The sequence below is a fragment of the Streptomyces sp. CB02056 genome, assembly GCF_001905545.1.
Taxonomy (GTDB): Bacteria; Actinomycetota; Actinomycetes; order Streptomycetales; family Streptomycetaceae; genus Kitasatospora.
Genome location: NZ_LIPD01000004.1, coordinates 242,675 through 268,183, shown reverse-complemented (window position 1 = coordinate 268,183; position 25,509 = coordinate 242,675). Strand labels below are relative to the sequence as shown.

29 protein-coding genes are annotated in these 25,509 nt (G+C 74.1%); 4 read left to right on the top strand and 25 right to left on the bottom strand.

What is annotated here, in order from left to right; genetic code table 11:
- Nucleotides 1–16: 16 nt before the first annotated feature.
- The 5 genes from AMK13_RS13090 to AMK13_RS13070 form a co-directional block, all read right to left on the bottom strand.
- On the bottom strand, nucleotides 17–346 hold the full coding sequence (locus tag AMK13_RS13090; protein ID WP_074002326.1) for an XRE family transcriptional regulator: 330 nt from the start codon (nucleotides 344–346) through the stop codon (nucleotides 17–19).
- A gap of 2 nt (nucleotides 347–348) precedes the next feature.
- Nucleotides 349–714 (bottom strand): type II toxin-antitoxin system RelE/ParE family toxin, encoded by a 366-nt coding sequence (locus tag AMK13_RS13085; RefSeq protein ID WP_074002325.1) that lies wholly within the window; start codon nucleotides 712–714, stop codon nucleotides 349–351.
- 100 nt (nucleotides 715–814) lie between these two features.
- Nucleotides 815–1,837: a nitronate monooxygenase gene (locus AMK13_RS13080; protein WP_074002324.1), complete on the bottom strand. Its 1,023-nt coding sequence runs from the start codon at nucleotides 1,835–1,837 to the stop codon at nucleotides 815–817.
- Nucleotides 1,838–1,885: 48 nt separating this feature from the next.
- The gene (locus AMK13_RS13075; protein ID WP_049656462.1) at nucleotides 1,886–2,512 is read right to left on the bottom strand and encodes a response regulator transcription factor; all 627 of its coding nucleotides are present in this window, start codon (nucleotides 2,510–2,512) and stop codon (nucleotides 1,886–1,888) included.
- Nucleotides 2,509–3,714: a sensor histidine kinase gene (locus tag AMK13_RS13070; protein ID WP_049656461.1), complete on the bottom strand. Its 1,206-nt coding sequence runs from the start codon at nucleotides 3,712–3,714 to the stop codon at nucleotides 2,509–2,511. Before AMK13_RS13070 ends, AMK13_RS13075 begins: the two co-directional genes overlap by 4 nt.
- A gap of 165 nt (nucleotides 3,715–3,879) precedes the next feature.
- On the opposite strand from AMK13_RS13070, the gene AMK13_RS13065 reads away from it, so the two are divergent.
- Both AMK13_RS13065 and AMK13_RS13060 read left to right on the top strand, forming a co-directional pair.
- A complete protein-coding gene (locus AMK13_RS13065) occupies nucleotides 3,880–4,956 on the top strand; it encodes an ABC transporter permease (RefSeq protein WP_049656458.1) in 1,077 nt (358 codons plus the stop codon).
- Nucleotides 4,953–5,636 carry an ABC transporter ATP-binding protein gene (locus tag AMK13_RS13060; protein WP_049656456.1) on the top strand — a complete coding sequence of 228 codons (684 nt, stop codon included), beginning with the start codon at nucleotides 4,953–4,955 and terminating at the stop codon, nucleotides 5,634–5,636. The genes AMK13_RS13065 and AMK13_RS13060 overlap by 4 nt, the downstream gene beginning before the upstream one ends.
- A gap of 1 nt (nucleotide 5,637) precedes the next feature.
- Here the strand turns inward: AMK13_RS13060 and AMK13_RS13055 are convergent, their stop codons facing one another.
- From AMK13_RS13055 to AMK13_RS13045, 3 genes are all read right to left on the bottom strand, one after another.
- The gene (locus tag AMK13_RS13055; protein WP_049656455.1) at nucleotides 5,638–6,234 is read right to left on the bottom strand and encodes a Uma2 family endonuclease; all 597 of its coding nucleotides are present in this window, start codon (nucleotides 6,232–6,234) and stop codon (nucleotides 5,638–5,640) included.
- 93 nt (nucleotides 6,235–6,327) lie between these two features.
- Nucleotides 6,328–7,044 carry a GntR family transcriptional regulator gene (locus AMK13_RS13050; protein WP_049656453.1) on the bottom strand — a complete coding sequence of 239 codons (717 nt, stop codon included), beginning with the start codon at nucleotides 7,042–7,044 and terminating at the stop codon, nucleotides 6,328–6,330.
- A gap of 241 nt (nucleotides 7,045–7,285) precedes the next feature.
- The gene (locus AMK13_RS13045) at nucleotides 7,286–8,167 is read right to left on the bottom strand and encodes an NAD(P)-dependent oxidoreductase (RefSeq protein WP_074002323.1); all 882 of its coding nucleotides are present in this window, start codon (nucleotides 8,165–8,167) and stop codon (nucleotides 7,286–7,288) included.
- 251 nt (nucleotides 8,168–8,418) lie between these two features.
- Here AMK13_RS13045 and AMK13_RS13040 point away from each other — a divergent pair, with 251 nt between their 5' ends.
- Together AMK13_RS13040 and AMK13_RS13035 are read left to right on the top strand one after the other, a co-directional pair.
- On the top strand, nucleotides 8,419–8,976 hold the full coding sequence (locus AMK13_RS13040; protein ID WP_074002606.1) for a TetR/AcrR family transcriptional regulator: 558 nt from the start codon (nucleotides 8,419–8,421) through the stop codon (nucleotides 8,974–8,976).
- 156 nt (nucleotides 8,977–9,132) lie between these two features.
- Entirely contained in the window at nucleotides 9,133–9,462 is a 330-nt protein-coding gene (locus tag AMK13_RS13035) for a hypothetical protein (RefSeq protein WP_049656450.1), read from the top strand.
- Between the two features lie 178 nt (nucleotides 9,463–9,640).
- Here the strand turns inward: AMK13_RS13035 and AMK13_RS13030 are convergent, their stop codons facing one another.
- The 17 genes from AMK13_RS13030 to AMK13_RS12950 all read right to left on the bottom strand — a co-directional run bounded on the left by AMK13_RS13030 (nucleotide 9,641) and on the right by AMK13_RS12950 (nucleotide 25,443).
- Nucleotides 9,641–10,576: an ornithine cyclodeaminase family protein gene (locus AMK13_RS13030; protein WP_338016276.1), complete on the bottom strand. Its 936-nt coding sequence runs from the start codon at nucleotides 10,574–10,576 to the stop codon at nucleotides 9,641–9,643.
- Nucleotides 10,577–10,599: 23 nt separating this feature from the next.
- The gene (locus AMK13_RS13025; protein WP_074002322.1) at nucleotides 10,600–11,628 is read right to left on the bottom strand and encodes a proline racemase family protein; all 1,029 of its coding nucleotides are present in this window, start codon (nucleotides 11,626–11,628) and stop codon (nucleotides 10,600–10,602) included.
- Nucleotides 11,628–12,986 (bottom strand): aldehyde dehydrogenase family protein, encoded by a 1,359-nt coding sequence (locus tag AMK13_RS13020; RefSeq protein WP_079272090.1) that lies wholly within the window; start codon nucleotides 12,984–12,986, stop codon nucleotides 11,628–11,630. Before AMK13_RS13020 ends, AMK13_RS13025 begins: the two co-directional genes overlap by 1 nt.
- Before the next feature lie 50 nt (nucleotides 12,987–13,036).
- Complete coding sequence (locus AMK13_RS13015) at nucleotides 13,037–14,041, bottom strand: proline racemase family protein (protein ID WP_049660310.1); 1,005 nt, start codon at nucleotides 14,039–14,041, stop codon at nucleotides 13,037–13,039.
- Between the two features lie 93 nt (nucleotides 14,042–14,134).
- On the bottom strand, nucleotides 14,135–14,998 hold the full coding sequence (locus AMK13_RS13010; protein WP_369808372.1) for a dihydrodipicolinate synthase family protein: 864 nt from the start codon (nucleotides 14,996–14,998) through the stop codon (nucleotides 14,135–14,137).
- A 179-nt stretch (nucleotides 14,999–15,177) separates the two neighbouring features.
- Nucleotides 15,178–16,593 (bottom strand): FAD/NAD(P)-dependent oxidoreductase, encoded by a 1,416-nt coding sequence (locus AMK13_RS13005; RefSeq protein ID WP_074002321.1) that lies wholly within the window; start codon nucleotides 16,591–16,593, stop codon nucleotides 15,178–15,180.
- Nucleotides 16,574–16,891: a (2Fe-2S)-binding protein gene (locus AMK13_RS13000; RefSeq protein WP_049652011.1), complete on the bottom strand. Its 318-nt coding sequence runs from the start codon at nucleotides 16,889–16,891 to the stop codon at nucleotides 16,574–16,576. The genes AMK13_RS13005 and AMK13_RS13000 overlap by 20 nt, the downstream gene beginning before the upstream one ends.
- 79 nt (nucleotides 16,892–16,970) lie before the next feature.
- Nucleotides 16,971–18,131, bottom strand: a complete 1,161-nt coding sequence (locus AMK13_RS12995; protein ID WP_049652010.1) for an NAD(P)/FAD-dependent oxidoreductase — start codon at nucleotides 18,129–18,131, stop codon at nucleotides 16,971–16,973.
- Nucleotides 18,132–18,262: 131 nt separating this feature from the next.
- Nucleotides 18,263–19,156 carry a twin-arginine translocase subunit TatC gene (gene tatC / locus AMK13_RS12990; RefSeq protein WP_049652009.1) on the bottom strand — a complete coding sequence of 298 codons (894 nt, stop codon included), beginning with the start codon at nucleotides 19,154–19,156 and terminating at the stop codon, nucleotides 18,263–18,265.
- 163 nt (nucleotides 19,157–19,319) lie between these two features.
- The gene (tatA, locus tag AMK13_RS12985; RefSeq protein WP_049652008.1) at nucleotides 19,320–19,625 is read right to left on the bottom strand and encodes a Sec-independent protein translocase subunit TatA; all 306 of its coding nucleotides are present in this window, start codon (nucleotides 19,623–19,625) and stop codon (nucleotides 19,320–19,322) included.
- 191 nt (nucleotides 19,626–19,816) lie between these two features.
- A complete protein-coding gene (locus AMK13_RS12980) occupies nucleotides 19,817–20,029 on the bottom strand; it encodes a hypothetical protein (RefSeq protein ID WP_049652007.1) in 213 nt (70 codons plus the stop codon).
- A gap of 21 nt (nucleotides 20,030–20,050) precedes the next feature.
- Nucleotides 20,051–20,281: a hypothetical protein gene (locus tag AMK13_RS12975; RefSeq protein ID WP_049652006.1), complete on the bottom strand. Its 231-nt coding sequence runs from the start codon at nucleotides 20,279–20,281 to the stop codon at nucleotides 20,051–20,053.
- Nucleotides 20,282–20,284: 3 nt separating this feature from the next.
- Nucleotides 20,285–21,211 (bottom strand): helix-turn-helix transcriptional regulator, encoded by a 927-nt coding sequence (locus AMK13_RS12970; protein ID WP_181970795.1) that lies wholly within the window; start codon nucleotides 21,209–21,211, stop codon nucleotides 20,285–20,287.
- Between the two features lie 26 nt (nucleotides 21,212–21,237).
- Nucleotides 21,238–22,212, bottom strand: a complete 975-nt coding sequence (locus AMK13_RS12965; protein WP_049652004.1) for a helix-turn-helix transcriptional regulator — start codon at nucleotides 22,210–22,212, stop codon at nucleotides 21,238–21,240.
- A 177-nt stretch (nucleotides 22,213–22,389) separates the two neighbouring features.
- A complete protein-coding gene (locus tag AMK13_RS12960) occupies nucleotides 22,390–22,773 on the bottom strand; it encodes an FKBP-type peptidyl-prolyl cis-trans isomerase (RefSeq protein ID WP_049652003.1) in 384 nt (127 codons plus the stop codon).
- 163 nt (nucleotides 22,774–22,936) lie between these two features.
- Nucleotides 22,937–24,250: an FKBP-type peptidyl-prolyl cis-trans isomerase gene (locus tag AMK13_RS12955; protein ID WP_049652002.1), complete on the bottom strand. Its 1,314-nt coding sequence runs from the start codon at nucleotides 24,248–24,250 to the stop codon at nucleotides 22,937–22,939.
- 203 nt (nucleotides 24,251–24,453) lie between these two features.
- Nucleotides 24,454–25,443, bottom strand: coding sequence for an FKBP-type peptidyl-prolyl cis-trans isomerase (locus AMK13_RS12950; RefSeq protein WP_074002320.1), 990 nt, complete (start codon nucleotides 25,441–25,443; stop codon nucleotides 24,454–24,456).
- Nucleotides 25,444–25,509 lie beyond the last annotated feature (66 nt).

The window sequence follows — 25,509 nt, the reverse complement described above, 5'->3', positions numbered from 1 at the left end:
CGCCAGGAGCGGACGGTCAAGCCACCTTGATCGTCCGCTCCCCCCGCCGAATCATCACCTCGACCTCGCCGCCGATCGCCGCCGAATACGCCCGCAGGTTGTCCAGGCTGTCCACCTGCCCGTGCTCGATCTGGGACACCCGCGCCTGACTCACTCCCATCAGCGCCGCCACCTCCTTCTGGGTGAGGTCGGCCGACTTCCGCATCTCGGCCAGCTCGTAGCCGCGGATCCGGGCCAGGTTCTCCTTTCGGATCCGAGCCCGGTCGGCCTCCGCCTCCGGCGAGGCCAGCCAGGGGTTGATCCGCTGCGCCTCAGCCCACACCTCGGTCCAACTACGGCTCGTCATGCTCACGCTCCCTTGTCCTTCTCCTCGACGTACTGCTCATAGCGAGCCTCCGCCAGCGGGATGTTGATGTCGTACCACCGGGACCACTCCCCGTTCTTGTCGCCGGCGACCAGGATGACGGCCTCCCGTTCGACATCGAAGACGAAGAGCATTCGAACCTCGGAGCGCCCCGCCGAGCCGGGCCGGAGCTCCTTCAGGTTGTGCAACCTGCTTCCATGAATCCGGTCCACCAGCGGGCGCCCGAGCAGTGGCCCCCTCCTGGCGAGCAACTCGATCGCGTCGGCGATCTGGTCGGCCGTGTCCGGGTCCTTGACAGCGATGTCCAGGAACCAGTCGTTCACCGGACCGATGAGTGTGATCTCCCACATGGAACCAAATTAAGTTTGCCCTTATACGTTACCGCGCGCTTTCCCGCTCAATCCACCCCTGCGAGGGACAACACGCCGGGTCCTGCGCGCCCCCGACCGACTACCCGCGCGCTGCCTGCCACAGGTCGGCGATGATCCGCTCCGCCGGGCCGGTGCGGGCCAGGTGGTGGGCGGTGCCGGCCCAGAGGTGCATGGCGTCGGTGTCGCCGCGGCGGGCGGCGGCGGCGCGGAGGGGGGCGGTGAGGTGGTGGACCTCGGGGTAGGCGGGCGGGGCGTACGGGCCGTGGCGGTCGATGAAGCCGTTTCGCAGGCCGCGGGCCGGGCGGCCGGTGAAGGCGCGGGTGACGGCCGTCTCCGGGAGTTCGACGAGCGCCGCCCGGTGGGCGGCCGAGGCGCCGGACTCGTCCGAGCGCAGCAGCGCCGTGCCCAACTGCACCGCCACCGCCCCCGCCCGCAGCGCGGCCGCGACGGCCGCGCCGTCGCCGAGCCCGCCCGCGGCGATCAGCGGCAGCGCCGTCACCTCCCGTACGGCGGCCAGCAGTTCGAGCAGCGGCTGCTCCCCGGGCCGGTCCGTCACCCGGTGGGTGCCCCGGTGGCCGCCCGCCTCCGGGCCCTGCACGCACAGCGCGTCCATCCCGAGGGCCTGCGCCGCCCGCGCCTCCTCGGGCGTGGTGACGGTGGCGACCTGGGTCGTGCCGACCGCCCGCACCGCCGCCGCCTCCTCGGCCGTGGGCAGCCCGAAGGTGTACGAGAGCACCGGCACCGGGTCGGCGAGCAGGAGGGCGAGCTTGGCCTCCCAGTCGTCGCGGTCCGGCCCGATCTCCCCCGGCAGGGTCACGCCCCACTGCTCGGCCTCGGGGCGCAGCCGCTCCCGGTACGCCGCGACGGCCGCCGCGTCCCCGGGCGTGCCCGGCACGAAGAGGTTCACCCCGTACGGCCGGTCGGTCGACTTCCGTACCGCCGCGATCTGCTCGGCCATCGCCCCGGCGGTCTTGAGGGCGCCGGCCAGGAACCCCAGCCCGCCGGCCCGGTTCACCGCCGCCGCCAGTTCGGGCGTCGAGGGCCCGCCCGCCATCGGGGCGGCGATCACCGGTACGGCGAGCTCGTCGAGACGGACGGTCATCAGGCGCTCCTCACACTGCCACGGGCACGGAACACCCCCACCCTACGCTCAGCGGATCAGCCCCAGCCGCCGTGCCTCGCGCACCGCCGCCGTGCGCGAGTCCACGCCCAACTTGGTGTAGATGTGCACCAGATGGGACTTCACCGTGGCCTGGCTCAGGTGCAGCCGCTGGCTGACCTGCTGGTTGGTCAGCCCGTCCGCGACCAGCCCCAGCACCTCGGTCTCCCGGGCGCTGAGCGCCGCCGCGGGCGTCCGCATCCGCTCCAGCAGCCGGTCCGCCACGCTGGGCGCCAGCGCGCTGCGCCCCGCCGCGGCGGCCCGGACGGCCTGGGCCAGCTCCTCCGGCGGCGCGTCCTTCAGCAGGTAGCCGGTGGCGCCCGCCTCCAGGGCGGGCAGGGTGTCCGCGTCGGTGTCGTACGTGGTGACCACCAGGACCCGCGGCGCGCCCGCCCGGGCGGTGATCGCCGCGGTGGCCTGCGCCCCGTTCATGGCCGATCCCGGCCCGAACTGGAGGTCCATCAGCACCACGTCCACGCCCGGCTCGGCCGCCAGTTCGACGGCCCGCTCGGCGGTGGCCGCCTCCGCCACGATCGCGAAGTCCGGTTCGCACTCCAGCACGGCCCGCAGCCCGGCCCGCACCACCGGGTGGTCGTCGGCGATGAGCAGCCGGATCACTGGCCGGCCTCCGGGGTGACCGGCAGCTGCACCGCCACCGTCGTACCCTGCCCGGGCGCCGACTCCACCGTGAAGCCGCCGCCGAGCGCCCGCGCCCGGGCCCGCATCGACGGCAGCCCGAAGCCGCCGTCCCCGCCGGTGCGGCCGGCGACCGCCGCCGGGTCGAACCCGGCCCCGTCGTCGTACACGTCCAGTGCCACCTCACCCTCCATGTAGCTGAGTGTCACCTCGGCCCGCGCGGCCCCCGCGTGCCGGACGGTGTTGCCGAGCGCCGACTGCGCGATCCGCAGCAGCGCGACCTCCTCCGCGGCCGGCAGCCGGACCGGGGCGCCGGAGACGTGCAGCTTCACCGGCAGGCCGCTCTGCGCCGTCGTCGTCGCGCACAGCCGCTCCAGCGCGACCGGCAGCGGGTCGCCGTCCAGCGCGGGCGGGGTGAGCGCCCGGACGAACCGGCGGGCCTCGTCCAGGTTGTCCTGGGCGGCCTGCCGCGCCTGCTCGACGTACCCGGCGGCGGTCTCGGTGCGCTCCGGCAGGGCCCGCTGGGCGGCCCGCAGCAGCAGCTGGATGGAGCTGAGGCCCTGTGCGAGGGTGTCGTGGATCTCCCGGGCGAGCCGCTCCCGCTCGGCCAGCACCCCGGCCGCGTGGTGGGCGGCGGCGGCGTCGGCGCGGGCGGCGGTCAGCTCGTCGATCAGCCGGCGGCGCTCCTCGCTCTCCCGGTACAGCGCCTGGTAGCCGAGCACGGTGGCGGTGGCGACGGCCGCGCCGAGCGCGGGCCCGATCGAGGCCGCGAAGCTGAAGCTGTGCTGGTGCCAGGACCACGCGGCGATCGACGCGGCGGCGGTCAGCCCGACGGCGACCAGCCCGCCGCGCCGCCCCAGCAGGTGCAGCTCCAGGAAGTACAGCGGGAAGGCCAGCCAGACGCCGTCCTGGGTGGTGATCAGCACGCCCGCCCAGGTGACACCGAGCAGCGCCAGCCAGAGCGCGGCCGCCCGCCGGGAGCGGCGCACGGCGGCCAGCTGCGGCCCGACGGTGTAGACGGCGGCCATCGCGGTGGCCGCGGCGGCGACGGCGGCCGGATCGCCGCCCCGGTCGACGAGGACGGCCCGGGCGACGGCGAGCGCGAGCAGGCCCGCCACGAGCAGGTGCAGGCAGACCTGGAGGACGCGGGCGACGGGGGTGGTTCTGGATCGTTCGGTCGCCATCCGTCCAGCCTAAGTTCCTAGCCCGGCACCCGGCATCAATCAAAAGGTTGAACTCGGGCTCTCCCCTTTGATGCCCAGGATGCAATCCCCGGCGCGATGCCCCGGACCCCTCCCGTCCAGGACGGTGGAAGTGTCGAAACCACCTGCCCAGAGGAAGGCCCCGTCGTGTTCGTCGCCTGGAGGGACCTGAGGTTCGCCAAGGGGCGGTTCGCCCTGATGGGAACCGTCATCGTGCTGATCACCGTGCTGGTCGGCCTGCTGTCCGGGCTGACCGCCGGGCTCGGCCGGCAGAACATCTCCGCGATCACCGGCCTGCCCGCCGACCACCTGGTCTTCGGCAAGCCGGCCGACGGGCAGAAGCTCTCCTTCACCGACTCCCAGGTCACCCCCGACCAGTGGCAGGCCTGGGCCCGCGAGCCCGGCGTCACCTCCGCCCAGCCGATCGGCATCACCACCACCAAGGCCGCCGCCGGACAGCGCACCGCCGCACTCTCCGCCTTCGGCGTCCCGGACGGCTCCGCACTCGCCCCGCAGGGCAGCCGGATCGCCCCCGGCCAGGCCGTACTGTCCAAGACCGCCGCCGAGAACCTGGGCGGCCTCGCCCCCGGCGCCGACTTCACCCTGGCCGGCCACCCACTGCGGGTCGCCGCCGTCGAGGGCGACGCCGCGTACAGCCACACCCCGGTGATCTGGACCAGCCTCGGCGACTGGCAGCAGGCCGCCCCCGGCGGCGCCGGCCACGCCACCGTCATCGCGCTCGACACCGCCAAGGGCGCCGACCTGGCCGCCGCCGACGCCCGCCACGGCACCGAGACCCGCACCCGCGACGACGCCCTCGCCGCGATCGGCTCCTACACCTCCGAGAACGGCTCCCTCCAGCTGATGCGCGGCTTCCTGTTCGCCATCTCGGCCCTGGTGATCGGCGCGTTCTTCACCGTCTGGACGATCCAGCGCAGCGGCGACATCGCCGTCCTCAAGGCCCTCGGCGCCTCCACCCGCTACCTGCTGCGCGACGCCCTCGGCCAGGCCGTCCTCCTGCTGCTGCTCGGCACGGTCGTCGGCACCGCGATCGCGTCCGGCTTCGGCGCGCTGATCGGCTCCGCCGTCCCCTTCGTCCTGGACGCCCCGACCGTCCTGCTGCCCGCCGCCGTCATGATCGCCCTCGGCGCGATCGGCGCGGCCCTGTCCATCCGCCGGATCACCTCCGTCGACCCGCTGACCGCCCTCGGGAGCGCCCGATGAGTCTCGTCCTCGACCGCATCACCCTCACCTACCCGGACGGCGACGGCCGGCTCACGGCACTCGACGAGGTCTCGCTGACCGTCCCCAAGGGCACGCTCACCGCCGTCGTCGGCCCCTCCGGCTCCGGCAAGTCCAGCCTGCTCGCGGTCGCCGCCACCCTGATCACCCCGGACTCCGGGCAGGTCGTCGTCGACGGCACCGACACCGCGGGCCTCAGCCGGGCGGACCTCACCGCGCTGCGCCGCACCAGGATCGGCATCGTCTTCCAGCAGGCCAACCTGCTGCCCTCGCTCACCGCCGTGGAGCAGTTGCAGGTGATGGCCCACCTCGACGGCCGCCCCCCGCGCGGCGCCCTCCCCCGCGCCCTGGAACTCCTCGACGCCGTCGGCCTGCGCGACCAGGCCGCCCGCCGGCCCCACCAGCTCTCCGGCGGCCAGCGCCAGCGGGTCAACATCGCCCGCGCGCTGATGAACGACCCCACCGTCCTGCTGGTCGACGAACCCACCAGCGCCCTCGACCACGAACGCGGCGCCGCCGTCCTCGACCTGATCACCGACCTCACCCACCGCCGGGCCACCGCCACCGTCCTGGTCACCCACGACCGCACCCACCTGACGGCCGTCGACCAGATCGCCGAGGTCCACGACGGGAGGCTGACCCTCCCGGCGGCGGCGCTCTGACCTACTTCTTGGCCGTCAGCACGTCGTCCACCGAGAGCGTCACCGACGCTCCGATCGACTCCGGCAGGGTGAAGGACTGCCCGGGGTGGTGGACGGCGTGCACCCGGTATTCGCCGTCCCGCGGATCGGTGAGCACCATGACTCGCTGATTCGCGCGATCCACGATCACGTAGACGGGCACGCCGGCAGACGCGTAGACGAAAGGCTTCCTCTTCAAGTCATCGCTGTGGTTGGACGAGGTGACTTCCAGAACGAGCCGGAAGACGGCCGGGTCGTAGCAGTTGTACTCGATCAGGTGATCGTCGATATCGGCGTCGACAACCACCAGATCGGGAATCGCATAGTCCGACGGCCCATCCGGCAGCCAGATCCCGACGCCCTGAAGGACTTCGGTCCCGCCTCCATCGAGGCCGGCCTGGAACAGCACGCGCATCAGGCGGCTCAGCGACTTGCTGTGCGAAGCGTTCGGCGGCGGCGTCACGGTGATCTGGCTCCCGACGATCTCGACCCGGTGCCCGGTGAACTGGTTGGAGATCAGCTCAGCGGCTTCGAGCAGCGTCGGCTGCTCCATGGGCTCTTCCACTGCTGCGGCGGACATGGATTTCCTCCTGGCTGCCGATGTCGAGAGCATCATCGTAGAACCGGCACGCCTTTCGGCGCCCGATCCTCAGTTTTCACCCGAACGAGCGGTTTAGCCCCGGCCGGACCGCAGGCGCAGGGCCGAGGGCTCCGGTTCGGCGGGCTTCTCCTCGCCGGCCCAGAGGGAGCGGACGTGGCTGAGGTGGCGGGTCATGCAGGCCTCGGCCCCGGCCGCGTCGCCGGCGAGCAGCAGGTCGAGCAGCTCCAGGTGCTCCTCCGCCGAGGAGACCAGCTCGCCGCGCTCGTCGAGCCGGTTGAGGCCGTAGAGCCGCGAGCGCTTGCGCAGGTCGCCGACGACCTCGACCAGTCGCGAGTTGCCGGCCAGTCCCAGCAGGTCGAGGTGGAACTGGCGGTCGGCCTCCAGGTAGCCGATCAGGTCGTGCTTGCGGGCCGCCGCGACGATCGCCTCGGCCTGCGGGCGCAGCCGCTCCAGCTGCTCCTTGGTGGCGGTGCGCGCCACCCGGCCGACGGTCGGGACCTCGATCAGGGCGCGGATCTCGGTGAAGTCGTCGAGGTCGCGGTCGGTCAGCTCGGTGACGCGGAAGCCCTTGTTGCGGACGGCTTCGACCAGGCCCTCGCGGGCGAGGTCGAGCATGGCCTCGCGGACGGGGGTCGCGGAGACGCCGAAGTCGGCGGCGAGCGCGGGGGCGGAGTAGACGACGCCGGGGCGCAGTTCGCCGGAGATCAGGGCTGCCCGGAGTGCGTGCGCGACCTGGTCGCGAAGCCGCTCCTGTACGGAGATCAGGGTGCGGGACTTGAGGTCGGCCATGGTGTTCCTCCGGGTGGGTGCAGAACACCAGCGTACAATGTCACGTTACGTTGCGTGCGCAACAGCCAGTGATTCGAACACCCGTCACCGACCCGCCGCACCGGCCCCTCCTCCTGCCGAACGCCATGGTGACAGCGGCCGTTGGCCGTGACAACGGCCGACGGCACACGATCTTCCGGTCCGCCCGGGAGGTCCGTACGAAGATCCGCCCGGAGGCCCGCCCGGAGGCCCCTGCGGAGGGCTACGCCCGGCGGAACCGCCCCACCAGGGTGCTCAGGCTGGCCGCACCGTCCCCGTCCGCCACACCCCGCCGGACCGCCTCCGCGAGGAGGGCCGGCAGGGCGCCGTCCACCCCGGAGTCCTCCGCGGTGTGCTGGACGTGCTCGATGCTCGCGAGTGCCATCGTCAGCCGGTCGACGTCCCCGCGGTGGTCCCCGGCGGTGATCCGCGGCGCGTAGAACTCGATCATCCGCGGCAGCAGCGCGGCGGTGGGCAGGGCGTACGGCAGGAACTCCTCGGCGGTGATGCCGTTGGCCTCGGCGACCGCCGTGGCGTGCAGGTAGCCGACCATCGAGGACCAGAACAGGTCCATCTGGATCTGGTAGTACAGCTGGGCCAGCCCGGGGTCGTCGCCCCGGTAGTCGGCCGCGGTGAGCACCTCCAGGGCGGCCCGGTGCCGCCGGAACAGCTCGACCGGGCCGCTGTAGAAGGTGGACGACTCGGGGCTGCCGATGCCCGAGGGCGGCACCTGCACCCCGCCGGTCAGGTGCCCGGCGCCGCGCTCGGCCAGCCAGCGGGCGGCGTCGCGGGCCCGCCCGGGGGTGTCCGAGCTGAGGTTCGCGACCACCTTCCCCTTCAGCGCCGGCTCGACCGACTCCAGGACGGTGAACACGGCGTCGTAGTCGGTGAGGCTGAGCACCACCAGTTCGTTCGCCGCCACCGCCGCCTCCGCGCTGGGCGCCGCCTGCGCACCCCGGGCGACGAGTTCGTCGGCCCGTCCGGCCGTGCGGTTCCACACCGTGACGGCGTACCCGGCGTCCAGGAACGCCCGGGCCATGGCCTGCCCCATCGGGCCGAGCCCGATCACCGTCACGGATCGCTTCGCCTGCTGCTCCACGGACATGCGTGTTCCCCTCCACTGGACGAATGCCTAGAACGAACGCTCTATCCAGAGCGCCGGAGCCGACGCTAGCACAGGACTGGAACGAACGCTCTACTTAGAATCTCGGCTAGGATCACGCCGTGAAGACGCCCGAGAAGACCCCCGCGAAGGCCGACCCGAAGGCCGCCGTGAGGGTCGCTGCGAAGGCCCCGGCGAAGGCCGCACCGAAGGACGGCGCGCGGGCCGAAGCGAAGCCCGGCACCCGGGAGCGGATCGTCCGGGCCACCTCCCGGCTGCTGCAGCGCCAGGGGTACGAGGGCACCGGGATCAAGCAGATCTCCCGCGAGGCCGAGGCCACCCTCGGCTCCGTCTACCACTTCTTCCCGGGCGGCAAGCAGGAGTTGGCCGCCGAGGCGATCCGGCACGGCGACGAGGAGTTCGCCGTCATGCTGCACGCCGGGCTCGGCTCCTCACCGGACCTGGGCGAGGCGATGACCGCCTGCACCCGGCTGCTCGCCACCGAACTGCGCGCGTCCGACTGGCAGGACGGCTGCCCGATCACCAGCACCGCCCTGGAGACGATCGGCCGGGTGCCGGTGATCGAGGAGGCGGTGGCCGAGGCCTTCGCCCACTGGCGGGCCGTCGTGACGGAACGGCTGCTCGCCGCCGGCATCGGCGAGCAGGACGCCCGCGAGCTGGCCGGCACCGTGATCAGCACCCTGGAGGGCGCCGAGCTCGCCGCCCAGGTCGCCCGCAGCGAGGAGCCGCTGCTGGTCACCGGCAAGCACCTGGCCCGCCTGCTCACCGCCTACGCCGACGACCGGGCCTGACGCGCGGAACCCGACCTGACGCGCGGAACCGGACCGCCCGCCCGGGAGCCTGCCGGAAAACGTCCGGAAAACGTGAGGAGCCGGTGCAGCGGGGGATCCCATCCCGCTGCACCGGCTCCGGCTCCACAACTCCCGACCACCACCAGGAGTAACGCCGTGTCGATCGACATCGCGCTGTACGACGGCCGCCCGAACGGCGGCCGCCGCACCAGCGCCAGGTTGCTGCACCTGTCGAGCCCCGGCGAGGCCCTCACCTCCGCCCTGGCCCGGCACACCGATCCGACCCGCCACCGGCTCGGCCGGATCGACCCGTACGGGGACACCCCGTTCAACGAGCAGGACGCCGGCGCCGCCTTCGAGGAGGCCACCGCCCTGCTCGCCCGCTGCACCACCGGGGAGCAGCGGGCGGCCGTCCGCGAACTGCGCAACCTGCTCGCCAACTGCGCCGCCACCCCGGGCAGTTGGCTCGTCTTCCTGGGCGACTGAACCGCTAGGGCGTGTCTTCAAACTCCCGTCGTCCGCCCGGAGGGCGGGCGGGGCGGCGTTGGGGTGCGTGCATCGCAAGGCGGAGGAGGGAGCCACTGCGGAGCATTGGCGACCGACGACAACGCGGCGAGGTACGTGCCCCGGCGTCGCCCCGCAGACGCGAGTTTGAAGACACGCCCTAGGACGCGGCCCGGTACACCTCCGCCGCGACGGCCAGGTCCTGCCAGGCCATCCCGACGCTCTTGAAGAACCGCGGCCGCCCGTCGGGCACCAGCGCGTCGCCGCGCACCAGTTCGGCGAGGTTCCACAGCTGCCGCCCGGCCACGCCCGCCATCAGCAGGTCCCCGGCCTCGCGCTCCGCGACGGTACGCGCCTCGACGTACAACTCGGCGCGCTGGACGAGCAGTTCGTCCACCTCCCGGGCGTCCGGCTCGTGCGAGCCGACCGCCGCCACCGCCGCGTGGGCGGGCACCAGGGCGCCGTCGAACAGCGGGGTGCGCGCGGTGGTGCAGCAGACCACCAGGTCCGCCTCGCGGACCGCGCGCGGGTCGCCGACCTCGGCCGCCAGCCCGAGCTTCCGCCCGTAATCGGCCAGCGCCCCGGCCCGTTCGGCGTTGCGCGCCACCACGGTGAGCCGGCGCAGCGGCCGGACGGCGAGCAGGGCGTCCAGGTGCCCGTACGCCTGCGGTCCGGAGCCGAACAGCACCAGGTGCTCGGCCTCCGGCACGGCCAGCCGCCGCAGCGCGGCCGCGGTGACGGCGGGCGTGCGCAGCGCGGTGAGCGCGGCGCCGTCCAGCAGGGCGAGCGGCTGGAGGGTGGGCCCGTCCAGCAGCAGGTAGCTGCCGGTGATCCGGGGCAGTCCGGCCGACGGGTTGGCGGGCGCGACCCCGGCGATCTTCACGCCGGCGTACGGCCCGGCGGCGGCCGGCATCATCAGCAGTTCGCCGGCGGGCACCGGTACGGCCGACCGGGCGGGTGCCGCCTCCGGGTCGAACCCGTCCAGCAGCACCCGCTCGATCGCCCCCACCGCCCCGGCGGGTCCGACCCCGCCGGTGCCCGGCACGGCGTACTGGAGCGGCACAACCGCCGCGCCGGGCACTTCGGTTGGCTTCACGGCTTCGGTCGCACGCACGGTGGTCACAGCAGGAACCCCGCTCCCAGGTCGTCGTCCGGCTCCAGCACGAAGCCGTGCTCGCCGGTGCGGAAGGCCGTCCCGCCGACCTCGGTGACCACGCCCTCGCCCTGCGGGTCGCCGCCCGGGAGGACCTGCCCGCTGAAGACCGTCCCGATGATCGACTCGTGCCGCAGCGGCTCGCCCGGGGCCAGCCGCCCCTCGGCGGCGAGCACCGCGAGCCGGGCGGAGGTGCCGGAGCCGCAGGGCGAGCGGTCGATCTGGCCGTCCGCGAAGACGGTGACGTTGCGCTGGTTCAGCACCCCGTCCACCGGGGGGAGTTCGTCGTGGAGGATGACCCCGTACACGCCCGACAGCCGGGCGTCCGTCGGGTGGGCGACCGCCTCCGAGCCGGCCAGCGCGGCCCTGATCTCCCGCCCCACGGCGGTGAGTTCGGGCAGCTGCTGCTTCTCCACGGCGAGCCCGAGGGCGGCCGCGGGCACCGAGGCGTAGCAGGCGCCGGAGTGCGCCACGGCGACCTCCACGGTGCCGCGCGAGGTCTCCACCGGGAGCTTCAGCGCGGTGACCCGGCTGGGCACGTTGCGGAAGGTCACCCCGGTGGTCCGCCCGCCGGAGCGGTGCACCAGGGCGGTGACCCGGCCGGACGGCACGTCGATCCGCACCCGCGCCACCCCGTCCGCGGGGGCGGCCACCAGTCCGGAGTCCACCGCCCAGGCGCCGAGCGCGATGGTGCCGTGCCCGCAGGCGGTGGAGTAGCCGTCCTTGTGCCAGAACAGCACGCCCAGGTGCGCCTCGTCGTCGTCCGCCGGGACCAGGAAGCCGCCGTACATCCCGGCGTGGCCGCGCGGTTCCCGGCTGAGCAGCTGCCGGACCTCGTCCAGCGCGCTGGGCCGGGGCGCGGTCGCGCTGCCGCCCGCGCCGAGCGCGATGGCCCGGCGCTCGGCGACGGTGTCGCCGGGGATCGGGGGCACGCCGTCCAGCACGATCCGGAACGGCTCGCCGGCCGTGTGGTAGTCGACCGTCCGTACGAACATCAGAGCGCACCTCCGCCCGGCAGCACGCTGACGGTCCGGCTGACGGTGTAGAAGTCCAGGGCGGCCTGGCCCTGTTCGCGGTCGCCGTGGCTCGCGCCCTTGGCCCCGCCGAAGGGCAGGTGGAAGTCGACGCCGCTGGACGGCGCGTTGACCCGGATCATGCCCGCGTCCAGCCGGTCGGCGGCGGCCAGCGCCACGTCCAGGCTGCGGGTGTGCACCGAGGTGGAGAGGCTGTGCGGGGTGTCGTTGGCGAGCGCGATGGCCTCGTCCAGGTCGGCCGCGGCGTGCAGCACCGCGATCGGGCCGAAGAACTCCTCGCGGGCCAGCGGGTGTTCGGCCGGCACCTCGGCGAGCAGGGTCGGCTCGACGTACCAGCCGGTCCGCTCGGGCACCCCGCCGCCGGTGAGCACGCTGGCCCCGGCCTCGACGGCCGAGGAGACGGCCCCGGTCAGCCGCTCCCGCGCCCCGGCGTTGATCACCGGCCCGCAGACCGCGTCGTCGACCGCCGCCAGCGCCTTGACCAGCGCCTCGCGCAGCGGCTCGTACGCGGCGCCGACCGCGATCACCCGGCTGGTGGCGGTGCACTTCTGCCCGGCGTACCCGGCGATGGCCGCGGCGATGTGCCCGGCGGCCTGCGCGATGTCGGCGTCCGGCAGCACCAGCGCGGCGTTCAGCCCGCCGAGTTCGGCCTGCACCGGTACCCCGCGGTCGGTCGCGGCCCGCACCACGGCCCGGCCGACGCCGGTCGAGCCGGTGAAGGAGACCACGTCGGCGGCGTCGACCAGCGCCGCGCCCTCCTCCGCCCCGCCGGGCAGCACCGTGAACACGTCCTCGGGCAGCCCGGCCAGCTCCGCCAGCCGCAGCGCGCAGGCCGTCGCCTCGGGGGCCGGCTTGAGCACCACCGCGTTGCCGACGGCGAGGGCCGGCGCGGCCTTCCAGGTCGGGATCGCCAGCGGGAAGTTCCACGGCGCGATCAGTCCGGCGACCCCGTACGGGCGGCGGCGGGTGAACAGCAGCCCGGGGCCGGCGGCGGTCTCGTGCACCGCCCCGGAGGGCGCGTACGGCGCCTGCGCGTAGTAGCGCCAGATCGCCGCCGTGCGGGCGACCTCGCCGAGCGCCTCGGCCAGCGGCTTGCCGACCTCGCGCACGATCAGCGCGGCCAGCTCGTGGGCGTGCGCCTCCACGGCGTCCGCGATCCGGCCGAGCGCCGCCGACCGGGCGCCCGCCCCGGCGGCGAGCCAGTCGCCCTGTGCCGCCCGGGCCCGCCCGACGGCGGCCCGCACGGCCTCGGCGCCGGGCTCCTCGACGGCGACCACGAGGTCGTCGGGGTCGGCGGGGTTGTACGAGGTGATGGTCACGGCCAGCAGCCCTTCGGGGGGAGGTACGGGGACGAAGGAGGAAGGAGGGGTCAGAGCAGGAAGCCCGCCGGGAACGGGTCGCTCGGGTCGAGGAAGTACTGGGCGGTGCCGGTGACCCAGGCCCGCCCGGTGACGGTGGGCACCACCGCGGGCAGCCCGGCCACCTCGGTCTCCTCGACCAGCCGCCCGGTGAAGGTGGTCCCGATGAAGGAGTCGTTGCGGAAGTCCCGCCCGAGCGGCAGTTCGCCGCGCGCGTGCAGCTGGGCCATCCGCGCCGAGGTGCCGGTGCCGCAGGGCGAGCGGTCGAACCAGCCGGGGTGGATGGCCATCGCGTGCCGGGAGTGCTCGGCGGTGGAGCCGGGGGCGAGCAGCTGGACGTGGTGGCAGCTGTGGATGGACGGGTTCTCCGGGTGCACCGGCCGGTCCGGGCCCGCGTTGATCGCGTCCATCATGGCCAGGCCGGCGTCCAGGATCTCCTGCTTGCGCTCGCGCTCGAAGGGCAGCCCGAACTCGGCGAGCGGCAGGATGGCGTAGTAGTTGCCGCCGTACGCGAGGTCGTAGGTCACCGTGCCGTAGCCGGGCACCTCGACCTTGCGGTCCAGGGCGACGGAGTAGGAGGGCACGTTGCGGATGGTCACCGCCTTGGCGGCGCCGTCCTCGACCTTCACCTCGGCGACCACGAGTCCGGCCGGGGTGTCCAGCCGTACGGTGGTGACCGGCTCGACCACCGGGACCATCCCGGTCTCGACCAGCACGGTGGCGACCCCGATGGTGCCGTGCCCGCACATCGGCAGCAGTCCGGAGACCTCGATGTAGAGCACGCCGAAGTCGGCGTCCGGCCGGGTCGGCGGCTGGAGGATCGCGCCGCTCATCGCGGCGTGGCCGCGCGGCTCGTACATCAGCAGGGTGCGGAAGTGGTCCAGGTGCTCCTGGAAGTGCACCCGGCGCTCGGCCATGGTGGCGCCGGGGATGACGCCGAAGCCGCCGGTGATCACCCGGGTCGGCATGCCCTCGGTGTGCGAGTCGACGGCGTGGAACACGTGACGGCTGCGCATGGGTCACAACTCCCGTACAGGTTCGGATGGTTGGTGGGTAGGCCGGGCCGACTGCCGCCGCAGCCGGCCCGGAGGCCCGGGATCGCGCCGGTGTCAGACCAGGCCGTCGGCCAGCGCCTTCTCGGTGGCCGCGCGGACGGCCTCCTCGATCTCCGGGACGAGCGGCAGGCGCGGGGCGCGCACCGGGCCGCCGGGGCGCCCGGCGATGTCCATCGAGAGCTTGATGGCCTGGACGAACTCGGTCTTGGAGTCCCAGCGCAGCAGCGAGTGCAGCGACTTGTACAGCGGCAGCGCGTTCTCCAGGTCCTTGGAGACGGCGGCGTCGTAGAGCGCGACCGAGGCGGCCGGCAGGGCGTTCGGGTAGCCGGCGATCCAGCCGACCGCGCCCGCGAGCGCCAGCTCCAGCAGCACGTCGTCGGCGCCGATCAGCAGGTCCAGCCCGGGGGCCAGCTCGGCGATCTCGTACGCCCGGCGGACGTCGCCGCTGAACTCCTTGACCGCGACGATCGAGCCCTCGGCGTGCAGCTGGGCGAGCAGCGTGGGGACGAGGTCGACCTTGGTGTCGATGGGGTTGTTGTACGCCACGATCGGCAGCCCGGCCTTGGCGACCTCGGCGTAGTGGGCGCGCACCGAGGCGTGGTCGGCCCGGTAGGCGTTCGGCGGCAGCAGCAGGACGGAGCCGGCGCCGGCCTCGGCGGCCTGCTCGGCCCAGCGGCGGGACTCGGCGCTGCCGTAGGCGGCCACGCCGGGCATCACCCGGGAGCCGTCGCCGGCCGCCTCGATGGCGACCTCGACGACCTTGGCGCGCTCCTCGGCGGTGAGCGTCTGGTACTCGCCCAGCGAGCCGTTGGGGACGACGCCCTCGCAGCCGGAGTCGATCAGCCAGCGGACGTGCTCGGCGTAGGCGTCGTAGTCGACGGAGTGGTCCGGGCGCAGCGGAAGCGTGGTGGCGACCATGATGCCGCGCCAGGGACGGGTGCTGTCGTGCTGGGTGATGGACACATGAGCTCCTTGATGAGGTGTGACATTTTACTAGAGTGGACGGGCCGGAGACAAGGTCCCCGGCCCGTCCTTCGACGACGGACCCCGGGGGCGTGCCCGACCGTTCCCGCCCGACGCGAGCGGTCGGGCACGCCCTACGCCTCCGGGTTCGGCCCCGCCGCCAGCTGGGAGAGCGGCACCGGGCAGCCCAGCGGCCGCCGGTCCGGCCCCGGCTCACCCGGGCCGGCCAGGCAGGCCACGGCCGGACCGCACATCCGGCCCTGGCACCAGCCCATCCCGGCCCGGGTGAGCAGCTTCACGGTGCGCGGATCGCCCGCGCCCAGGTCCTCGACGGCCTCCCGGATCGCCGCCACCGGCACCTCCTCGCACCGGCAGACGTCGGTGTCCGGACGCAGCCAGCCGGTCCAGCCGGGGCCCGGCCGGTGCGCGGCGGCCATCAGGTCGGCGAAGGCCCGCAGCCGGGAGCGGCGGCGCAGCAGCGCGGCCGCGGGCCGCTCCCCGGCCACCGCGTGCGCGGCCAGCTCGCCCTCGGCGAGCGCGAGGTCCGCGCCGCCGACGCCGTTGGTCTCCCCCGCCGACCAGAGGCCGGGCACGCTGGTGCGCAGCCGGGCGTCGACCTCCAGCGCGACCGCGCCGTCCGGCCCGGTCACGGTCCGCGCGCCGAGCTCGGTGGCCAGGTCGATCTGCGGCAGCAGGCCGTGGCCGACGGCGAGCGCGTCGCAGTCGATCCGCCGCCCGGTGCCCGGCACCGGCCGCCAGTCGGCGTCCAGCCGGGCCACCGTGACGCCGGTGACCCGGTCCGTCCCGTGCGCCTCGACCACCGCGCTGCGCGGGCGCAGCCGTACGCCGTGCCGCAGCAGAGCACCGCCGTGCCCGGCGCCCTCGACCAGCTTGCCGGGGACGGCCGCCAGCACGCCGGGGCGCCGCGCGTACCCGAGGTAGGCGGTGGCCTCGACCACGGCGGGCACCTCGGCCCCGGCGGTGACCAGCGAGGAGGCCGCCGCGAGCAGCAGCGGGCCGCTGCCGGCCACCACGATCCGCTTCCCGGGCAGCACCAGGCCGGCCTTGAGCATGGCCTGGGCGCCGCCCGCGGTGACCACCCCGGGCAGGGTCCAGCCGGGGAACGGCAGCTGCCGCTCGTACGCGCCGGTGGCGAGCAGCACCGACCGGGTCAGGACGGTGGCCCGGTCGGTGCTCTCCGGTCCGCGGGTGACGTGCACCGCGAAGCCGTCCCCGGTGCGCTCCAGCGCCCAGACCTGGTGCCCGGCCAGGAAGTCGGCCCGCCCGGCGCGCCCGTGCGCGTCGAGCCGGTCGGCCAGCCCGGTGTAGGCGGACCAGTGGTGGTGCAGCCGGTCCGGCCGGGCCGCGCCGAGGCCGGGCGCCGGGTGGCGGTAGTACTGCCCGCCGGTGCTCTGCCCGCCGTCCAGCAGGGCGCAGCGCAGCCCGAGGTCGGCGGCGGTGACGGCGGCGGCCAGCCCGGCCGGGCCGGCGCCGACCACCACGAGGTCGTACGGCGGGGCGTCGAGGGGTTCAGACGGCGAGGTCGGCACGGCCGTGGCCCTCCTGGGTGGTGACGGTGGTGCCGGGCTCGGCGGGGAGCAGGCAGGTGCGCTGGTTGGGGCGGCCGTCCACGGTGGCCAGGCAGTCGAAGCAGGCGCCGATCCCGCAGAACGCCCCGCGCGGCTTCCCGCCGACCCGGGTGGTGCGCCAGGCGAGCACGCCGTCGGCCCAGAGCGCGGCGGCGATCGACTGCCCGGGCAGCGCGGGGACGGGCCGCCCGTCGAACTCGATGTGGTGGGCGGGCCCGGGCTCGGCCTCGACCAGCCCGGCGGGGGTGCGGCGGCGCATCGGCGGCCTCTCCAATCTCACGGGTCCAGGAAGGAATCTCACACAGGCCTCGGTCGCAGGCGTCCGGGCCGTCACGCCGTCACTCGGCCGGGAAGCGGTCCGCCCGGAACGGCGCGAGGTCCAGCTCCGGCTGCTTGCCGGTGAGCTGCTCGCTGATCAGCAGCCCGGTCGCCGGGGCCAGCCCGATGCCGGCCCCCTCGTGCCCGCAGGCGTGGTACAGCCCGGGCACCCGGGGGTCCGCGCCGATGGCCGGCAGGTGGTCCGGCAGGTACGGGCGGAAGCCCCGGTAGGCGCGCAGCACGGTGACGTCGGCGAGCACCGGGAAGAGGGCGGCGGCCTGGGCGGCGAGCCGGCTCAGCACCTCCTGGGAGAGCGTGCGGTCGAAGCCGACCCGCTCCCGGCTGGCGCCGATCAGCACCGGCCCGCCCGGGGTGCCCTCGATCACGGCGGAGGTCTCCAGCCCGGCCGATCCGCTGGCCACGTTGGCCACGTAGTCGGCGGCGTAGACCTTGTGCCGCACGACCCGCGGCAGCGGCTCGGTGACCAGCACGAAGCCGCGCCGGGGCAGCACCGGCAGGTGCACCCCGGCCAGCGCGGCCACCTCGCCGCCCCAGGTGCCGGCCGCGTTCACCACGGCGGGGGCGGCCAGGTGCCGCCGGTCGGTCCGGACGCCGCGCACGGCGCCGTCCGGGCCCCGGTCGACGGCGGTGACGCTCTCCCCGGTGATCAGCTCGGCGCCCATCCGGCGGGCCTCGCGCAGCAGGTGGGCGGCGGCGAGGGCGGGCTGGACCTGGGCGTCCTGCGGGTAGTGGAAGCCGCCGGCCAGGCCCTCGGCCAGGTGCGGCTCCAGTTCGCGCAGCCGCTCGCCGGGCACCTCCTCGGCCTCGACCCCGACGGCGCGCTGCCCGTCGGCGAAGGCCCGCAGCGCGTCCTGCCCGGCGGCGGTGGAGGCGACCACCACGCCGCCCTTGGGCTCGTACTCGATCGCCGGGCCGAGCCGCTCGGCGAGGTCGCGCCAGAGCCGGGTGCTGAGCAGGGCGAGGTCGAGTTCGGGGCCGGGCTCCTTGTCGGAGACCAGCAGGTTGCCCTCGCCCGCGCCGGTGGTGCCGCCGGCCACGGGCCCGCGGTCCACGACGGCGACGGCGAGCCCGGCGCGGGCGGCGTAGTAGGCGCAGGCGGCGCCGACCACACCGGCGCCGACCACGACCACGTCCAGGGGAGGTGTCTCGGTCTTCAGCACGCCAGTAATATGTCACATGCCATGCGAGCTGCCAAGACCACCCGCCGAAACCCGGAACCGCCCCGACCAGCGGAAAGCCCCGGCCCACCGCTCGGCAGCGGCGGACCGGGGCTCCCTCAGGCCCTACCGACTCACGTGATGTCGTCCATCTCCTCGCGGCGGGACGCCGGCACCGAGGCGCCGGCCGCCGGAGCCGCCGAGGCCTGGACGGACTCCGCACCGGCCACCGGCTGCACCGAGAGGTCCAGGTGCGAGGCCTCCTCGTCGTCCAGCCCGGAGTCCGGGTTGCGGCGCGCCTTGCGCTTGTCGTTGAAGATCGCGATCGCCACCGCGATGAAGTACAGCGCCCAGATCGGCGCGGCCAGCGCCAGCATGCTCAGCGGGTCGGCGCTCGGCGTGGCGAAGGCCGCGAACACCGTGATGCCCATGACCATGCCGCGCCACCAGCCCAGCAGCCGCTTGCCGCCGACCACGCCGACCATGTTCAGCATCACCAGCAGCAGCGGGAACTCGAAGGCCAGGCCGAAGACCAGCACCATCCGGGTGGCGATGTCGAAGTAGTCCTCGGGCGGCAGGATCGGCGTGGTGTCGTTCGGGGTGAACGAGAGCAGCACGTCGACCGTGGTCGGCAGCACCAGGATGGCCACGGCCACACCGGCCAGGAACAGCGGCGTCCCGCAGATCAGGAAGACGACCGTGTACTTCTTCTCGTGCCTGTGCAGGCCCGGCGCCACGAAGGCCCAGACCTGGTAGAGCCAGATCGGCACGGTCCCGACCACGCCCGCCGTCAGGGCCACCTTCAGCATCCAGGTGAAACCGGCGGTCAGACCGATGTTCGAGACCTGGGCGCACTTGCCGTGGTAGTGCTTGGCCAGCTCCAGGGTTTCGCACCGCGGCAGCGGCTGCAGCAGGAAGTCCTCGATCTGCTTGTGGTAGACCGCCGCCACGATGGTGATCAGCACGATCGCCAGGACCGACTTGACCACGCGGTTGCGCAGTTCCCTCAGGTGGTCGGCGAGGGCCATCCGCCCCTCAGGATCCTTTGACGCCTTCGGCGCCTTGGAGAGCTTGCTCAACCCCGGTCCTCAACTCGTGCGTCGGGGCCCGCCGGTCGGCGGGCCTCCGTGGTCGCGAACGCCGCGCACACGGTGTGCGCGGCGGGCGTCAGGTGCCTCACGTGCGCCGCGCTCAGTGCGGGCGGTCGCCGTCGGGCGCGGAGGCCCCGGCGGCGGGCTCGGTCACCGGACGGGCCGTGGCCGACGCTCCCGGAGCGGCCTGGACGGTCCTGGCCGCGGCACCGTCGACCGGGGCCGGAGCCGGGGCGGGCCGGGACGGCTGCTCGGACTCGCCGTCCGAGCGCATCGCCTGCGCCTCGCTCTTCAGGATCCGCATCGACTTGCCCAGCGAACGCGCCAGGTCCGGCAGCCGCTTGGCTCCGAACAGCACGATGGCGAGGATCACGATCACCACGATCGCGGTCATCGAGATGCGCATGCGCGACCACCTTCAGTCATGGCGGCCCGACGGGCCGTCCGCTGCGGATGGTAACCGCTGCGGATGACGCCACGACGACGGCCGCCCGAACAGGACAGCGGCCCCCGGTACACGGTTCAGGAGCCAACTGAGAGCGTAACCCGCCCCCGCCCGCGCGCAGCAGCCCCCGTACCACCGCGGTCCCGACCGTGCTATGCGGCGGGGACGCTCCGCTCCCCCGCCGGGGCGCCCTGGGCGGGCACCGCGTCCGCCAGGTCCCCGGCCGCCGCGGCCAGCGCCCGCGAGGCCGCGTCCACGCCCTTGGCCAGCGCCCGCACGTCCAGCCAGAGCCGGATCGCGAGGACCCCGAGGACCAGCAGGCCCGCGGTGGCGAGCAGGACGGCGGCGACGAGCATCCAGGACATGCGCCCCAGCCTATACGCGTACTACCCCTCGGCCGGGACGAGCCGCATGGTGCGCACCCCGGCCCCGGTGAGCGCCTCGACGATCTTCTCCCCGGCCGGCTTGCGCACCGCCGCCCCGCACCGCGGGCAGCCGAAGCTGTAGTGCGCCTGGGCCGGGGTGCGACCGAGGGTCAGGCGGAAGTCCTCGGCCGGGAGCTCCACCTTCTCCCGGCACTCGGAGCAGTACACCTTGAATCTGGTCCCGGGTTCCACCGCTCAGACCCGCCCCTCCCCGTAGGCGGCCAGCGCCTCCCGCGCGGCCGAGCGCGCCTGCTCGGCGAGCTCGGGCGGCGAGACGATCCGGCCGTCCCGGCCCAGCCGCAGCGCCAGCGGGCGCAGCTGGGAGGGGTCGGCGCTGCGCAGGGTGATCCGCAGCCCGCCGTCGGGCAGTTCCTCGGCCCGGTCGTGGGTGTAGTACTCGGCCACCCAGCGTCCGCCGGAGGAGACTTCGACGACCACCTCGGGGTCGTCCGCCGCCGGGTTGACCAGCCCGCCGCTCAGGTCCCGTGGCTCGCGCCGGGGCGGGTCGGCCGGGACGTCCAGGACGCGGATCTCGGCGACCCGGTCGAGCCGGAACATCCGGTGGTCCTCGGAGGTCCGGCACCAGGCCTCGAGGTAGGTGTGGCCCTCGGTGAGCAGCCGGATCGGGTCGACCTCGCGCTCGGTCATCCCGCCGCGCCCGTGCGAGTAGTAGCGCAGCCAGAGCCGGCGGCCCTCGCTGAGCGCGCGGTCGATGTCGGCGAAGACGTGGCTCTCCGCCTCGAAGGTCACGCCGACCCGGGCGCTGCCCTCGGCGCTCTCCCCCGCCGCGTTCTCGATCTTGGCGACGGCCCGGGTGAGCGCCTCCCGGTCCCCGGCCCGCAGGCCCGGCAGTCCGGCCACCGCGCGGGCGGCCACCAGCAGCGCGGTCGCCTCGTCGGCGGCCAGCCGCAGCGGCTGGGCGACGTCGTCGACGTTGTGCCACCAGATCCGCTCGCCGTCGGTGTCGATGTCGAGCAGGTCGCCGCCGCGGAAGCTGGTGCCGCACATCGGCAGCACGTTGAGGTCCGCGATCAGCTCGCGCTCGCTGATCCCGAACGCCCGGGCCACCTCGGCGACCTCGGCCCCGGGCCGCTCGCGCAGGTAGGTGACCAGCGACAGCATCCGTCGCGTCTGGTCGATGGCGTTGCTCACGCGCCCACTCCTTCGAAACCCGCGACCGCCCGCAGCCGGTCGACCACATCCGCCCGCAGCTCCTCCGGCCCGAGCACCAGCACGTCCGGCCCGAACTCGGCCAGGTCCGCGCCGAGCCCGTTGCCGTACGGGATCTCCAGCTCGTCCCACAGCTCGTCCACCCGGGTGCTGCCCAGCGCCTTGGTCCGCAGCGGGAAGCCGGCGCCCCGGCGGACCCGGACGGTCGCGGTGGCGGTCGCCCCCTCGCCCGCGAACTTCGCCACGGTGGCCCGGACGTCCACGTGCTCGGGCACGGCACCGAGGAACGCCCCGGACTTCGCCTTCACCCGGCCGGTGATCCGGCTGAGCCGGAACACCCGGGCGTCGCCCCGGTCGCGGTCGTACCCGGCCAGGTACCAGTGCCCGCGCCAGCACTCCAGCGCCCACGGCTCGACGCTGCGCTGCTCGACGGCGGCGGCACCGGCCTTGCGGTACTCGAAGGTGACCGGACGGCGGTCCCGGGCGGCGGTGAGCAGCGGCTCGAACGCGGCCTCCCGGGCGGGGATGCGCGGCTCCAGGGCGGTCCGGCCCTCGGCCTCGGCGAACGGCACCCCGGCCGCGCGCAGCTTCTGCAGGGCGCCGCTGGCCGCACCGGACATCTTGGCCTGCTGCCAGACCCGGGCCGCCAGGGTCAGCGCGGCCGCCTCCTCGGCGTCCAGGGCGATCTCGGGCAGCCGGTTGCGGTCGGCGCGGGCCAGGTAGCCGAGCTCGCCGTCCAGGGTGCTCTCGTCCACGTCGATCACCAGGCCGAGCTCGCGCAGGTCGTCCTTGTCCCGCTCGAACATCCGGTTGAAGGCGTCCTCGCTGCTGTTCTGCCAGGCCTCGCGGTACGCCTCGATGGATTCCCGCAGCTCCTTCTTGGAGAGCGGACGTCTGGTGTTCATCAGGCACAGGGCGAGATTCATCAGCCGCTCTGCCTTCGCGATCGCCATCGCTGACCCTTCCGGTGTGCCGCGCCGCGCGCGGGGTGCGCCAACCGGGCGATCACCACCCGGCGGGACCGACCGTACCGGTAGCGGTACGCACGGCAAAAGCGGCCTCCCCGAACGCCCCCGGACACGCCCGTGGGCCGGGCCCCCGGAGGGGTCCGGCCCACGGCACGAGCGGGCTCAGACGGCCAGCAGGTCGACCACGAAGATCAGGGTCGAGTGCGGCGGGATCGCCGAGGTCGGCGACTGGGCGCCGTACGCCAGACGCGACGGGATGGTCAGCTCGCGGCGGCCGCCGACCTTCATGCCGACGACGCCCTGGTCCCAGCCCTTGATGACCCGGCCGCCGCCCAGCGGGAAGCGGAACTCGTTGGGGCTCCGGTTCCAGCTCGCGTCGAACTCCTCGCCGGTCTCGAAGGTCACACCGACGTACCGGACGCTGACGTTCTGGCCCGGCTTGGCCTCCGCGCCGTCGCCCACGACGATGTCGCGGATCTGCAGCTCCGTCGGGGCGTCGCCGATCGGGAAGTCGATCTCGGGCTTCTCGTTGAGGTTGACGCTCACAGTCCCTCTTCTCACATTCGCTCTGCTGTCACGACCAAGCGGCGGACGCCCGCACCCGGTCCGTTCGTCCCGGACCACGGTACGGGCGCCCGCCGCCCGTTGGGGACCGGCCACGCGGCCGGACCCGAAGGTCACACGTGCACCATTGTCACCCGAAAGTGGATCAGCCCTGACCGGCGTCCAGGATGTCCACCACGAAGACCAGCGTCGCACCGGGCGGGATGTCGCCCTGGCCCTTGTCGCCGTAGCCCAGCGAGGCGGGGATCACCAGCTCGACCCGGCTGCCGACGGTCTGGCCCTCCAGGCCCTGGTCCCAGCCCTGGATGACCTGGCCGCCGCCGACCGGGAAGGTGAACGCCTGGCCCTTGCTGAGCGAGGAGTCGAACACCTTGCCGCTGGAGAACAGCGCGCCGGTGTACTGGACGACGACCTTCTCGCCCTTCTCCACCTTCGGCCCGGTGCCCTTGATCAGGACGTGCGACTTCAGCTCGGTCGGGTCCTTCGCCCCGGCGACCGGGGTGATCTCGGCCGGCTTCTTGCCGTTGTCCTTGACCTGCGGGAAGTCCGCGGGCGGCGGGGTGACGGTACCGCTCACCACGGCGTCGGGCGCGTTGGCGTTGCGGATGTCGATCACGAAGACCAGGTCGTCCTTGGGCCCGATCGACATGTCGGCCTTGCCCTGGGCGCCGAACGCGGCGGCCGGCGGGGCCACCACCAGCAGCCGGCTGCCGGCCTTCTTGCCGATCACGGCCTGGTCCAGCGCCGGGATCAGCGAGTCGGTCCCGGCCTGGAAGATCTGCGGCTTCCCGTTGGCGTCGTACGAGCTCGGGATGTCCTTGCCGGTGTTCCAGTCCTTGGCGGTGTAGTCCACCGAGGCCCAGGAGTTCTTCTCCACCTTGGCGCCGGTGCCCTCGGTGAGCACCTTCACCACGAAGGAGCCGTCGGAGGCCTCGCCCGGGATCTGGATGTCGGCCTTCTTGCCGAAGTCGCCGGCGACCGTCGGCAGCACCTTGGCGCTGTCCTTGATCGGCGGCACCGGGTCGGCGGTCGGCGTGGGCGGCGCGCTCTTGGCCGCGTCCGGCTTGGCCGCGGCGCTGTCCTTGGAGCCGTCCTTGTTCACCATGTACAGCGTGACGCCGCTGCCGACCAGCAGCAGGGCGATCACCGTGCCGAGGATCACGCCCAGCTTGCCGACGCCGGGCGGGTTCTCGTCGTACCCGGCCTCCGACGTGTCGGACTTGCGCACGTTGGAGGCGAAGATCTGCGGGGCGTCGTCCGTCTTGGTCCCGCCCGCGGCGCGCGGCGCCTCGCCGGGCTGCGCCCAGCCCGCCTGCTGCGCCAGGATCGCCGGGGGGACGACGATCGACTCGCGGTCCCCGCCAACCGGACCGCCGGGACGAGAGGCGGCCGGGTCACCCGCGGAGCTGTCGTTCGCCGCGGTGCCGGCCCCGCCCGGGCTCGGCGTCTTCTCAGTCATGACTCCCCATCCATCTCGCCACGAGGTCTTCCAGGTCTGCGCCCGGCGTGGGCACGCCGGCCTGCCGTCGCACCGCCCGCCCCGGACCTCGGCGCCGGGCGGCGCCTGCCACAGTGCGTGGGCAGTATGACAGCTCAGGATGAGGGCGGACGCTTCGTTGTACGAGCGTCCGCCCAAGCGTACGGAATCCCCCCGGTGACTTCCTAGACCGCTTCGAGAATGTCGATCACGAAGACCAGGGTCGAGTTCGCCGGAACCGAGCCCTGCGCCTTGTCCTGGTAGCCGAGCGCCGGAGGCACCACCAGCAGGACCCGGCTGCCGACGTTCTGCCCGACCAGGCCCTTGTCCCAGCCCTCGATCACGCTGCCGGTGCCGATCTGCACCGCCTGCGCGCCGCCGTGCGTCCAGGAGGCGTCGAACTGCTGGCCGTTGGCCCAGAGCACCCCGGTGTACTGCACCACCAGGGTCTGCCCGCTCTTGACCTGCTTGCCCTCGCCCTTGATCAGCACCGCCTGCTGGAGGTCGGTGGGCGCGGCCTGCCCGGTCGGGATCGTGATCGTGGCCGGCGCCTTGCCGTTGTCCTTGACCTGCGGCATCGTCGCGGCCGGCTCGGCCATCGCCCCGGTCAGCGTGGAGTCCGGCGGCAGGCTCTCCATGATGTCCAGCACGAACACCACGGTGTCGCCCTTGTTGACGCCCAGCTGGGTGGAGCCCTGCTCGCCGAAGGCCGCCGCCGGCGGGGCGACCACCAGCAGCCGGCTGCCCACCTTCTTGCCGATCACGCTCTGGTCCAGCGCCGGCACCAGCTGCCCGCTGCCGGCCTGGTAGAGCTGCGGCTTGCCGTTGGCGTCGTACGAACTGGGCAGGTCCTTGGCGGTGGTCCAGTCCCTGGCGGTGTAGTTGACCGTCACCCAGTCGCCCTTGTTGACGGTCGCCCGGTCGCCCTCGCTGACCGTGTTCACCACGAACTGGCCGCCGGGCTGCTGGCCCTCGGGGATGGTGATGGTGGCCTTGCTGCCGAACCCGCCACCCGAAAGAGTGGGCATCGGTGACGCCTCGCCGACCGGCGCGGGCACCGTCGGGGCGGCGCTCGCCGCGGACGGCGTCACCGGGCCCGCCGCCTTGGGCGAGCTGCTGCAGGCGACCGCGAGCAGCAACGGCAGGGTGAGAAGCAAACCGGCGGTGCGGCGCACGGTGGTCCTAACTGTCGGTCGAAGTCGGCTCTCCTGACTCGACGGACAGCGTATGCCCGGCACGCG